This is a genomic window from Streptomyces zinciresistens K42, from assembly GCF_000225525.1.
In the GTDB taxonomy this organism is placed as follows: domain Bacteria; phylum Actinomycetota; class Actinomycetes; order Streptomycetales; family Streptomycetaceae; genus Streptomyces; species Streptomyces zinciresistens.
In genome coordinates, this window is sequence record NZ_AGBF01000207.1 from 1 (window position 1) to 11,013 (window position 11,013).

Consider the following 11,013-nt stretch of genomic DNA (forward strand, 5'->3'; position numbering starts at 1 on the left):
AGGCCGAAGGCGGCCTGGCGGGCGCGGGAGACCGGCGAGGAGACCGGCGAGGGGGCCGGCGCGGGGGCTGGCGCGGGGGCCGCCCGGCACCGGGTGCCGCCCCGCCCGCCCGCGCCGCTCAGGGGGAGGACGTGTCGACCTTCACGCGGGCCGCCAGGGGCAGGTGGTCGCTCGCGGTGGCCGGCAGGGACCACGAGCTCATCGGCTCGATGCCCTTCACCATGATCTGGTCGATCCGCGCCAGCGGGAACGACGTCGGCCAGCTGAACCCCATCCCGCTGCCGGAGGCGCCCTGCGTGGAGCGCATCTGGGCGGTGATCGCGTTCAGCGCCCGGTCGTTCATGGTGCCGTTGAGATCGCCGAGCAGGACGACCTTCCCGACCGGATCGTCGGCGATGGCCTCGCCGAGCGCGTCCGCGCTCTTGTCGCGCTGGCGGGCGGTGAACCCGGCCTCCAGCTTCACGCGCACCGAGGGCAGATGCGCGACATAGACCGCGACCCGCCCGGCCGGCGTGCTCACCGAGGCCCGCATGGCACGGGTCCAGCCCAGCTTGATGTCGACCGGCTTCACCCCGCTCAGCGGGTACTTGCTCCACAGCCCGACCGTGCCCTGCACCGAGTGGTACCGGTACGTCGGGGCCAGCGCCTTCTCGTAGGCCGGGACCGCGGCGGCCGTCAGCTCCTCCAGGGCCAGCACGTCCGCGCCCGAGGCGGCCACGTCCCGGGCGGTGCCCGCCGGGTCGGGGTTCTCCGCGTTGACGTTGTGCGTGGCCACCATCAGATCACCGCCCGCACCGGTCTTGTCGCTGAGCAGACCGCCGAAGATGTTCAGCCAGACGACCGCCGGTACCAGGACCGCGATCAGCGCGGTCGCCGAGCGGCGCACCAGGGCCAGCAGGAGCAGCAGCGGGACGAACACCCCCAGCCACGGCAGGAAGGTCTCGGTCAGGCTGCCGAGGTTGCCGATGGCGTTCGGGATCTTCGCGTGCAGCAGCATCACCAGGGCGAGCAGCAGCGCGCAGGCCGCCACCACCAGACCCCGCCGCCAGATGCGCGGATCGTTCCGCCAGCCCGAGGCCGGGCGGCCCTTGAAACGGTCCGTCAGGCGCCGGAGCCGGGTTTCCCGGCGCTCGGGTCCCGAGCCGCCGCCGTCCGTCTCCGTCACATACGCCTGTTGCGCCATACCGTCGCCTCACTGCCTGCCGTGCACCACCGTCGTCCCCCGCGCCCACACCAGACCCTAGGGGATGATCGGCTCCGTTCCCGCCGTACCCGTGACGGCCGTACAGGAGCGAGGACGTGCAACTCCGCTCCGGGAGTTCCGGCGGCGCCGGAGAAAGCGCGCTCTGTGACGAAACGCGCACACGCGTGCTACGGACTCGGTGAACTGACGGGCCGTAGACCTTCGAGGACGGCGTCGGCCATCTGCTCGGCCAGTCCTTCGGGGAGTTCGGCGTCGGGGCGCATCACGGCCCGCACCAGCATCGGCCCGAAGACGATGTCGTTCATCACGTCGACGTCGATGTCCGCGCGGAGTTCGCCGCTGCGCTGCCCGCGCAGCAGCAGTGCGTGCTGCTTGCGGCGCCGCGGCTCGACGACCTCGGTGTGATACGCCTCCCAGATCTTCGGACTGCGCTTCATCTGGGCGATGACGTTGTGCAGGAGCACCGAGGAGCGCGTCATCAGACCGCGCCTGCGCACCTGTTCCAGGAGTGCCACCACATCGTCGCGCACCGACGTGCCCGGCAGTTCCGCGTCCGGGGGTTCGGCGGCCCGTACGACGTCGACGAACAGGGCCTCCTTGCCGCTCCAGCGGCGGTAGATGGCGGCCTTGCCGACACCCGCGGTGCGCGCGATGCGCTCGATGGAGAGCTCCGCGAGCGGCACCCCGTCCTCCAGCAGCTTCAGGACGCCCTCCATGATGGCGCGCTCCACGGCCTCGCTGCGCGGACGGCCCCGCACGGGCCCGTCCTGCCGGGGGTGGCGGTCGGCGGGGCTCACTTGGTCGGTCCTTTCCGTGGGCTGTGCTGATTGTCCCCCGGGTACGGTGGCGGCGGGCCGCGGCGCCCCCGCGCGCCGCGGCGGCCGATCACTCCGACGCCACCAACTCCCGTTCCCCCTCGTCCTTCTGCGGTGCGGCGGTCCGGCCCGGCAGGAACAGCGCCACCACGACCGCGCCGACGACGGCGACGCCCGCGCCCCACAGGGCGGTGACGTGCATGGCGTTCAGGAACGCCTCGTGGGCCGGGCCGACCAGGGCCTCGCCGCGCGGGCCGAGCCGGGCGGCGACCCCGAGGGTGGCCTCGATCGACTCGCCCGCCGTGTGCCGTACGTCCGGCGGCAGCGCGGTCAGCCGGTCCTTGATGCCGTTGCGGTACGCCGTCGAGAGCACCGAGCCCAGTACGGCGATGCCGAGGGCGCCGCCGACCTGGCGGAAGGTGTTGCTCAGCGCGGACGCGGAACCGGCCTTCTCGCGGGGCAGGGCCTGCATGATGACGACGCTGATCGGCGTCATGATGTGCGCCATCGCGGCGCCCATCAGGAAGAAGACGACCTCCAGGATCCAGATCGGCGTGTCCGCCTCGAAGGTCGCGAACGCGGCCAGGGTCGCGGCGATCAGCAGCATCGCGGCCGTCGTGGTGGCCCGGTTGCCGAACCGGTCGACCAGGAGCCGGGCGCGCGGCGCGAAGATCATCTGGGCGGCGGCCAGCGGGAGCATCAACAGGCCGGTCTCCAGCGGCGAGTAGCCGCGCACGCTCTGGGTGTAGAAGACCGAGAAGAAGGTCACGCCCATCAGCGCGAAGAAGACCAGCGCGATGACGACGACCGCCGCGGAGAAGACCTTGTTGCGGAAGTAGCCCATGTCGATGGACGGATGGTCGCTGCGCTTCTCGAAGACGACGAAGGCGGCGAGGACGACGAGGCCCGCGCCGATCGTCCCGAGGACCGTGGGGTCGGTGAAGTCGGCGAGCTGGCCGCCCTTGATGATGCCGTAGACCAGCAGGACGAGTCCGACGACGGAGAGCACCACGCCGACGGGGTCGATCCGGCCGGGTTTCGGGTCGCGCGAGTCCGGCACGAGCCAGAGCATCAGCGCGAGGGCCAGCAGCACGATCGGCACGTTGATCAGGAAGACCGAGCCCCACCAGAAGTGGTCGAGCAGGAAACCGCCGGTGATCGGGCCGATCGCGATGGCGAGGCCGACGCCGCCGGCCCAGATGCCGATCGCCTTGGGCTGCTCTTCGCGCTCGAAGACGTTCATCAGGACGGCGAGCGTGGCGGGCATGACGAACGCGGCGCCCAGGCCCATCACCGCGCGGAAGGCGATGAGCTGGCCGGGGGAGCCGGAGAACGCGGCGAGGGCGGAGCCGACACCGAACACGGCGAGCCCGCCGAGCAGCACCTTCTTGCGGCCGAGCCGGTCGCCGAGGATGCCCGCGCTGAACAGCAGGCCCGCGAAGACGAGGGTGTAGGCGTTGATCGCCCACTCCAGCTGGCTCTGCGTGGCGCCCAGGCCGGTCGGGGCGGGGGTGGAGATGGTCTTGATGGCGACGTTCAGGATGGAGTTGTCCAGCACGACGATCAGCAGGCTGAGCATGAGCACGCCGAGGATCGCCCAGCGGCGCCGGTGCACCGCTTCCGGTATGCGGGTGGCTGGGGCGGCGGGAGAAGTCATGCGCCCGAACCTACTCCCATTACGATACGGAACCGTCTCGTATCTTATTTTTCTTACCCAGGACTTACGCGGCGGCGTGCAGGTCCGCGCGGGCCGCAACTCACACGGGGCCGGTCTGGCCCCCGCAGGCACGAAGTGCCACCATGGAAACGGTCCGGGGACGCCGTCAGGGTGCCTCGAGATGACATGAAGGAGCCGTTGCCATGACGCAGCTCTCGGCTGCCCAGACGCCTCAGGCGAAGCCCTCCGACAGCGGAAAGGCGCTGTACGGGGGCAAGAGCACCCGCCGCATCACCGTGCGCGACATCGCTCTCGCCAAGGAGCGGGGCGAGAAGTGGCCCATGCTCACCGCCTACGACGCGATGACCGCGTCCGTGTTCGACGAGGCCGGCATCCCGGTCATGCTCGTCGGGGACTCCGCGGGCAACTGCCACCTGGGCTACGAGACCACCGTGCCCGTCACGCTGGACGAGATGGCCATGCTCTCGGCGGCCGTCGTACGGGGCACCTCCCGCGCCCTCGTCGTCGCCGACCTGCCCTTCGGCTCCTACCAGGAGGGACCGGTCCAGGCGCTGCGCTCGGCCACCCGGCTGGTCAAGGAGGCCGGTGTCGGCGCGGTCAAGCTGGAGGGCGGCGAGCGCTCGCACCGCCAGATCGAGCTGCTGGTGGAGTCCGGCATCCCCGTCATGGCCCACATCGGCCTGACCCCGCAGTCCGTCAACGCCATGGGCTACCGCGTCCAGGGGCGCGGCGAGGAGGCCGCGGCGCAGCTCCTGCGGGACGCCAAGGCGGTGCAGGACGCGGGCGCGTTCGCGGTCGTCCTGGAACTGGTCCCGGCCGAGCTCGCCGCCGAGGCGACCCGGGTACTGCACATCCCGACCGTCGGCATCGGCGCGGGCGCGGAGACCGACGCCCAGGTCCTCGTCTGGACGGACATGCTGGGCCTGACCGGCGGCCGGGTCCCGAAGTTCGTCAAGCAGTACGCCGACCTGCGCGCGGTCATGGGCGGGGCGGCGAGGGCGTTCGCCGAGGACGTCGTCGGCGGCACGTTCCCCCGGGAGGAGCACTCCGTCCACTGACGGCCCCGAACCACTGCGGCACCGGGCGCCCCGCCGATCGTCCCCCGTCGGCGGGGCGCCCCCGCGCCCGCACGCGGCGGCGGACGCCGATATCTTGAACCGGGGATGCGCGTTACCTGCGCTGCCCGGTATGCGGCTGCTGCGCTCCACCGACCCGGCACTGCGCCTCCTGATGCGGCTCGCCGTCCTCGGGGACGCCACGCCGACGACCCGCGAGGTCGCGGCGGACATGGAGGTGCCGTACACCCACGTGACCACACGACGGCCAACCCGCCCATCGGGCCCGGGGCGGTCGCGGCCTCCTCGACGGTGCGCCACTCGCCCTCGTGGCCGATGACATCGCCGGCGCTGATCAGGGCAACTTAAAGCGGGGTGGGTCCCGCGAAGCCCGGCGTCACGGATGCGCGGGGCCCGGCGTCACGGATGCGCGAAGCCAGGCGTCACGGATGCGTGAAGCCAGGCGTCACGGATGCGCGGGGCCTGGCATTACGGATGCGGGGGCGAGCAGGCAAGATGGGCGACGGAGCGGTGCGACGAGACCGGCTGCCGGGCCGGGACGGCATCCGGAGCCGGGCGTTCAGCCCCGGGCCGTCGCGGCGATCAAGGTCCGCAACGCGCCCGAAACGGTGTTGTGGTGTGATGCTCAGGTGCCCGACCGCCTTCCGCCGCACCGGAGACAGGCGGCCTGACCAGCAAGGATGGGGAAGCGCAAGATGGACAAGCAGCAGGAGTTCGTGCTCCGGACGTTGGAGGAGCGCGACATCCGGTTCGTACGCCTGTGGTTCACGGACGTGCTGGGCTTCCTGAAGTCCGTGGCCGTGGCCCCCGCCGAGCTGGAGCAGGCCTTCGACGAGGGCATCGGCTTCGACGGGTCCGCCATCGAGGGCTTCGCCCGGGTGTACGAGTCCGACATGATCGCCAAGCCCGACCCGTCGACGTTCCAGGTCCTGCCCTGGCGCGCCGAGGCGCCCGGCACCGCCCGGATGTTCTGCGACATCCTCATGCCCGACGGCTCGCCGTCCTTCGCCGACCCGCGCTACGTCCTCAAGCGCGCCCTGGCCCGCGCCTCCGACCTCGGCTTCACCTTCTACACCCACCCCGAGATCGAGTTCTTCCTGCTGAAGGACCGGCCGCTGGACGGCTCGCGCCCCACCCCGGCCGACAACTCCGGCTACTTCGACCACACCCCGCAGAACATCGGCATGGACTTCCGGCGCCAGGCGATCACCATGCTGGAGTCCATGGGCATCTCGGTGGAGTTCTCCCACCACGAGGGAGCGCCCGGCCAGCAGGAGATCGACCTGCGCTACGCCGACGCGCTGTCCACCGCCGACAACGTCATGACGTTCCGCCTGGTCATGAAGCAGGTCGCGCTGGAGCAGGGCGTGCAGGCGACGTTCATGCCGAAGCCGTTCAGCGAGCACCCCGGTTCGGGCATGCACACCCACCTCTCGCTCTTCGAGGGCGACCGCAACGCCTTCTACGAGTCCGGCGCCGAGTACCAGCTCTCCAAGGTCGGCCGCTCCTTCATCGCGGGCCTGCTGAAGCACGCCGCCGAGATCGCCGCCGTCACCAACCAGTGGGTGAACTCCTACAAGCGCATCTGGGGCGGTTCCGAGCGCACCGCGGGCGCAGGCGGCGAGGCGCCCTCGTACATCTGCTGGGGCCACAACAACCGCTCGGCCCTGGTCCGGGTGCCGATGTACAAGCCCGGCAAGACCGGCTCCGCGCGCGTCGAGGTCCGCTCCCTGGACTCCGGTGCCAACCCGTACCTGGCCTACGCGGTCCTCCTGGCCGCCGGCCTGAAGGGCATCGAGGAGGGCTACGAGCTCCCGCCCGGCGCCGAGGACGACGTCTGGGCCCTCTCCGACGCCGAACGCCGCGCGATGGGCATCGAGCCCCTGCCCCAGAACCTGGGCGAGGCCCTGGCCCTGATGCAGCGCAGCGACCTCGTCGCCGAAACCCTGGGCGAACACGTCTTCGACTTCTTCCTGCGCAACAAGAAGAGCGAGTGGGAGGAGTACCGCAGCGAGGTCACGGCGTTCGAGCTGCGGAAGAACCTGCCGGTGCTGTAGGCGCCGGCGGGACCCCGTGTCGCCCCCGCCCCGGCCCCGGCCCCGGCCCCCGCCCCGGCCCCGGCCCCGGTCGTGGCGGGGGCGGGGGTGGGCCGCTCAGCCGGCCGGCTGGCGGGTGAGCGCCTGGTGCAGGGGTTCCGTCGCGCGGCGGCGGTACTCCTGGATCGACCAGCCGTTGCCGTCGGGGTCGGTGAAGTACACGAAGGTCGCGCCGTCGTCCGGGGCGTACCGGACCGGCTCCGAGACGTCCAGGCCGCGCTCGACGAGTTCCGCGCGGGCCGCCTCGATGTCGGCCACGCACAGCTGGAGGCCCTGGTAGGTGCCCGGTGCGGGGGTGGTCTCGCTCTCGGTCATGCCCCAGATTGCCTCGCCGAGGGCGATCGAGCAGCCGGAGCCCGGCGGCGTCAGCTGGACGATGCGCATGCCCGGCATGACCTCCTGGTCGATGTCGACGTGGAAGCCGACCTTGTCCCGGTAGAAGTCGCGGGCCCGGTCGATGTCGGTCACGGGCAGCGGGATCACTTCGAGGGTGAAGTCCATCGCTAGTCCTCCATGGTGAATCGCCAGCGGGTCTGGCTGAACGGCTCCCCCTCACCGAAGCCGAAATCCGCCCGCGGCGCCACCGAACGGCCCCGACCGGGCTCCGCGCGCCGGAAGCGGCCTTCTGCCGGGCCGTGCGCCGGAAGCGGCCTTCTGCCGGGCCGTGCGCCGGAAGCGGCCTTCTGCCGGGCCGTGCGCCGGAAGCGGCCTTCTGCCCGGCCGTGCGCCGGAAGCCGACGTGCCCTGCCCCCGGCCCCGCCCGGCGGCGGTCGCGGACGTCCGCCCCGCAGGCCGGGGGACGGCTCCCCGCGCGTCCGCCCAGACAAGGCCGACCCGTGGAACGCGTCGGCGCCGCGTCCCGGGAGTGCGGCTAGGCTCATCCGCGTACGACCTTGATCGGGTGCGTACGGACCCGATCGGACGGGAGGGCTGGCATGACGGCGCCGGGACGCAGGAGCAGTACCTTCACACGGCTGCTGCGACACGGCTTCACCGACCCGTCGGCCGCCGAGCGGCTCCTGGACGGCGCGGAGCTGGCGCTCGTCAGGAACGACCCGGTCCTGCTGGAGGCCCTGGGCGCCACCGCCGACCCGGACCTCGCCCTGCACGGCCTCGTCCGGCTCATCGAGGCCCAGCCCGGCCCCACCGACCGGCGCGAGCTGCTGGACACGGTGATAGCGGCCAAGCCCCTGCGCGACCGCCTGCTCGGGGTGCTCGGCGCGTCCGCCGCGCTCGCCGACCACCTCGCCCGGCACGCCGGGGACTGGCAGGCGCTGGTCATGTACGAGCCGCGGGACCTGCACCCCGGTGTCGAGGAGTTCGAGCGCTGCCTCGCCGACGCCGCCGACCCGGTCGCGCTGCGCGTCGCCTACCGGCGCTGCCTGCTGTCCGTCGCCGCCCGGGACGTGTGCGGCACCACCGACCTCGCCCAGACCGCCGCCGAACTCGCCGACCTCGCCACCGCCACCCTGCGCGCCGCGCTCGCCATCGCCTGCGCCGAGGCCCCGCGGGACGCCGCCCTGTGCCGGCTCGCGGTGATCGCGATGGGCAAGTGCGGAGGCCATGAGCTCAACTACGTCTCCGACGTCGACGTGATCTTCGTCGGCGAGGTGGCGGACGGCGCCGACGAGGCCAAGGCACTGCGGTCGGCGACCTCCCTCGCCGCGCACATGATGCGGATCTGCTCGGAGACGACCGTCGAGGGCTCGATCTGGCCCGTGGACGCCAACCTGCGGCCCGAGGGCCGCAACGGCCCCCTCGTGCGCACCCTCAGCAGCCACCTCGCCTACTACCAACGCTGGGCGAAGACCTGGGAGTTCCAGGCACTGCTCAAGGCGCGCCCGGTCGCCGGCGACCTCGACCTGGGCGAGGAGTACGTCGCGGCGCTGCAACCCCTGGTCTGGAAGGCCGCCGAGCGCGACAACTTCGTGGCCGACGTGCAGAAGATGCGGCGCAGGGTCGTCGAGAACATCCCCGTCGCGGAGCTCGACCGGCAGCTCAAGCTGGGCCCCGGCGGACTGCGGGACGTCGAGTTCGCCGTCCAGCTCCTGCAGTTGGTGCACGGCCGCGACGACGCCTCGCTGCGCAGCGGCACCACGCTGGACGCCCTCCAGGCACTCGCCGCCGGCGGGTACGTCGGCCGCGCCGACGCCGCTCAACTCGACGCCGCCTACCGCTTCCTGCGCTCCATGGAGCACCGCATCCAGCTCTACCGGCTGCGGCGCACCCATCTCGTGCCCCAGGACGACGCCGACCTGCGGCGCATCGGCCGCTCGCTCGGCCTGCGCGCCGACCCGGTCGCCGAGCTGAACCGCGAGTGGAAGCGGCACTCCGGCGTCGTACGGCGGCTGCACGAGAAGATCTTCTACCAGCCGCTGCTCGACGCGGTCGCCCAACTCGCCCCGGGTGAGGCGCGGTTGAGTGCGGGCGCGGCCCGGGAGCGGCTGATCGCGCTCGGTTACGCCGACCCGGCCGCGGCGCTGCGGCATCTGGAGGCGCTGGCCTCCGGGGTGACCCGCAAGGCGGCCATCCAGCGCACCCTGCTGCCGGTCCTGCTGGGCTGGTTCGCGGACTCCGCCGACCCGGACGCGGGCCTGCTGAACTTCCGCAAGGTCTCCGACGCGCTCGGCAAGACCCCCTGGTACCTGCGGCTGCTGCGGGACGAGGGCGCCGCGGCCGAGAACCTCGCCCGCGTCCTGTCGGCGGGCCGGCTCGCCCCCGACCTGCTGATGCGGGCCCCGGAGGCCGTCGCGCTGCTCGGCGACGGCGACGGCGGCACCCGTCTGGAACCGCGCTCGCGCGCCCATCTGGAGCAGGAGATCCTCGCCGCGGTCCGCCGTGCCGACGACGGGGCGCAGGCCGTCACCGCGGCCCGCGGCGTCCGCCGCCGCGAGCTGTTCCGTACGTCCGCCGCGGACATCGTGGACTCCTACGGCACCGAGACCAAGCCCGCCGAGGCCGACCAGGGCGCCCTGGTGGACCGGGTCGGCGCCGCGGTGTCGGACCTGACGGCGGCGACGCTGGCGGGCACCCTGCGCGCGGTGGTCCGGGCCGGCTGGGGCGACACCCTGCCCACCCGGTTCGCGATCATCGGCATGGGCCGGTTCGGCGGACACGAGCTGGGCTACGGCAGCGACGCCGACGTCCTGTTCGTGCACGAGCCGCAGGAGGGCGTCGACGAGCACGAGGCCGCCGCCGCGGCGAACCGGGTGGTCGGCGAGATGCGGCGGCTGCTGCAGATCCCGAGCGCCGACCCGCCGCTGCTGATCGACGCCGACCTGCGGCCGGAGGGCAAGTCGGGCCCGCTGGTGCGCACCCTGAAGTCGTACGAGGCGTACTACCGCCGCTGGTCCCTGATCTGGGAGTCGCAGGCGCTGCTGCGGGCCGAGCCGGTCGCCGGCGACGCGGAGCTGGCCGGCCGCTTCATCGAGCTGATCGACCCGCTGCGCTATCCCGCCGAAGGGCTCGGCGAGGACGCCGTGCGCGAGATCCGGCGGCTGAAGGCCCGGATGGAGACCGAGCGCCTGCCGCGCGGCTCCGACCCCAAGCTGCACAGCAAGCTCGGCCCCGGCGGCCTGTCCGACGTCGAGTGGACCGTCCAGCTGCTCCAGCTGCGGCACGGCTGGGCCGAGCCCGGTCTGCGCACCACCCGCACCCGCGAGGCCCTGGCCGCGGCGACCGCCGCCGGGCTCATCCCGGCCGAGGAGGCGGGCATCCTGGACGAGGCGTGGGTGCTGGCCACCCGGGTGCGCAACGCCGTCATGCTGGTGCGCGGGCGGGCCGGGGACACCTTCCCCGCGGACAGCCGGGAGCTGGCGGCAGTCGGCCGCTACCTGGGGTACGAGCCCGGCCACGTGGGCGACATGCTCGACGCGTACCGCAGGGTCACCCGCCGGGCGCGCGCCGTGGTCGAGGACCTGTTCTACGGCGGCTGAGCAGCACGGCCCGACCCGCGGCAGGCACCGGCCCGAGGGGCGCGGCACGCACTGGCCCGAAGTGCGGCACGGACCGGTCCGGCGCGCGGCACGCGCCGGTCCGGTGGACCGCCGGGCTAGGGTCTCCGCGCCGAGGAGGAGCCCGAACCGGAGGGCCGTGAGGCGGCCGGCGGGACCTCGGCGGACGGGACCCCCGGCGGGCGCGCGTC

7 protein-coding genes and 1 pseudogene are annotated in these 11,013 nt (G+C 72.9%); 4 read left to right on the forward strand and 4 right to left on the reverse strand.

All coding sequences use genetic code 11. From position 1 onward, the window contains the following. Window positions 1–118: 118 nt before the first annotated feature. From SZN_RS31370 to SZN_RS31380, 3 genes are all read right to left on the reverse strand, one after another. Window positions 119–1,183: an endonuclease/exonuclease/phosphatase family protein gene (locus SZN_RS31370; protein ID WP_007502949.1), complete on the reverse strand. Its 1,065-nt coding sequence runs from the start codon at window positions 1,181–1,183 to the stop codon at window positions 119–121. Window positions 1,184–1,371: 188 nt separating this feature from the next. After that, a complete protein-coding gene (locus SZN_RS31375) occupies window positions 1,372–2,001 on the reverse strand; it encodes a TetR/AcrR family transcriptional regulator (RefSeq protein WP_007502950.1) in 630 nt (209 codons plus the stop codon). An 88-nt stretch (window positions 2,002–2,089) separates the two neighbouring features. Next, on the reverse strand, window positions 2,090–3,676 hold the full coding sequence (locus SZN_RS31380) for an MFS transporter (RefSeq protein ID WP_078509035.1): 1,587 nt from the start codon (window positions 3,674–3,676) through the stop codon (window positions 2,090–2,092). A gap of 203 nt (window positions 3,677–3,879) precedes the next feature. Here SZN_RS31380 and panB point away from each other — a divergent pair, with 203 nt between their 5' ends. The 3 genes and pseudogenes from panB (at window position 3,880) to glnA (ending at window position 6,830) form a co-directional block, all read left to right on the forward strand. Then, the gene (gene panB / locus SZN_RS31385) at window positions 3,880–4,755 is read left to right on the forward strand and encodes a 3-methyl-2-oxobutanoate hydroxymethyltransferase (RefSeq protein WP_007502953.1); all 876 of its coding nucleotides are present in this window, start codon (window positions 3,880–3,882) and stop codon (window positions 4,753–4,755) included. A 130-nt stretch (window positions 4,756–4,885) separates the two neighbouring features. Continuing rightward, window positions 4,886–5,005: pseudogene (locus SZN_RS42920) on the forward strand (transcriptional regulator); the annotation flags it as partial. 463 nt (window positions 5,006–5,468) lie between these two features. After that, the gene (glnA, locus tag SZN_RS31390) at window positions 5,469–6,830 is read left to right on the forward strand and encodes a type I glutamate--ammonia ligase (protein ID WP_007502955.1); all 1,362 of its coding nucleotides are present in this window, start codon (window positions 5,469–5,471) and stop codon (window positions 6,828–6,830) included. Window positions 6,831–6,926: 96 nt separating this feature from the next. Here the strand turns inward: glnA and SZN_RS31395 are convergent, their stop codons facing one another. Next, window positions 6,927–7,370: a VOC family protein gene (locus SZN_RS31395; RefSeq protein ID WP_007502957.1), complete on the reverse strand. Its 444-nt coding sequence runs from the start codon at window positions 7,368–7,370 to the stop codon at window positions 6,927–6,929. Between the two features lie 434 nt (window positions 7,371–7,804). On the opposite strand from SZN_RS31395, the gene SZN_RS31400 reads away from it, so the two are divergent. Continuing rightward, window positions 7,805–10,804 (forward strand): bifunctional [glutamine synthetase] adenylyltransferase/[glutamine synthetase]-adenylyl-L-tyrosine phosphorylase, encoded by a 3,000-nt coding sequence (locus SZN_RS31400; protein WP_007502959.1) that lies wholly within the window; start codon window positions 7,805–7,807, stop codon window positions 10,802–10,804. Window positions 10,805–11,013: the final 209 nt, after the last annotated feature.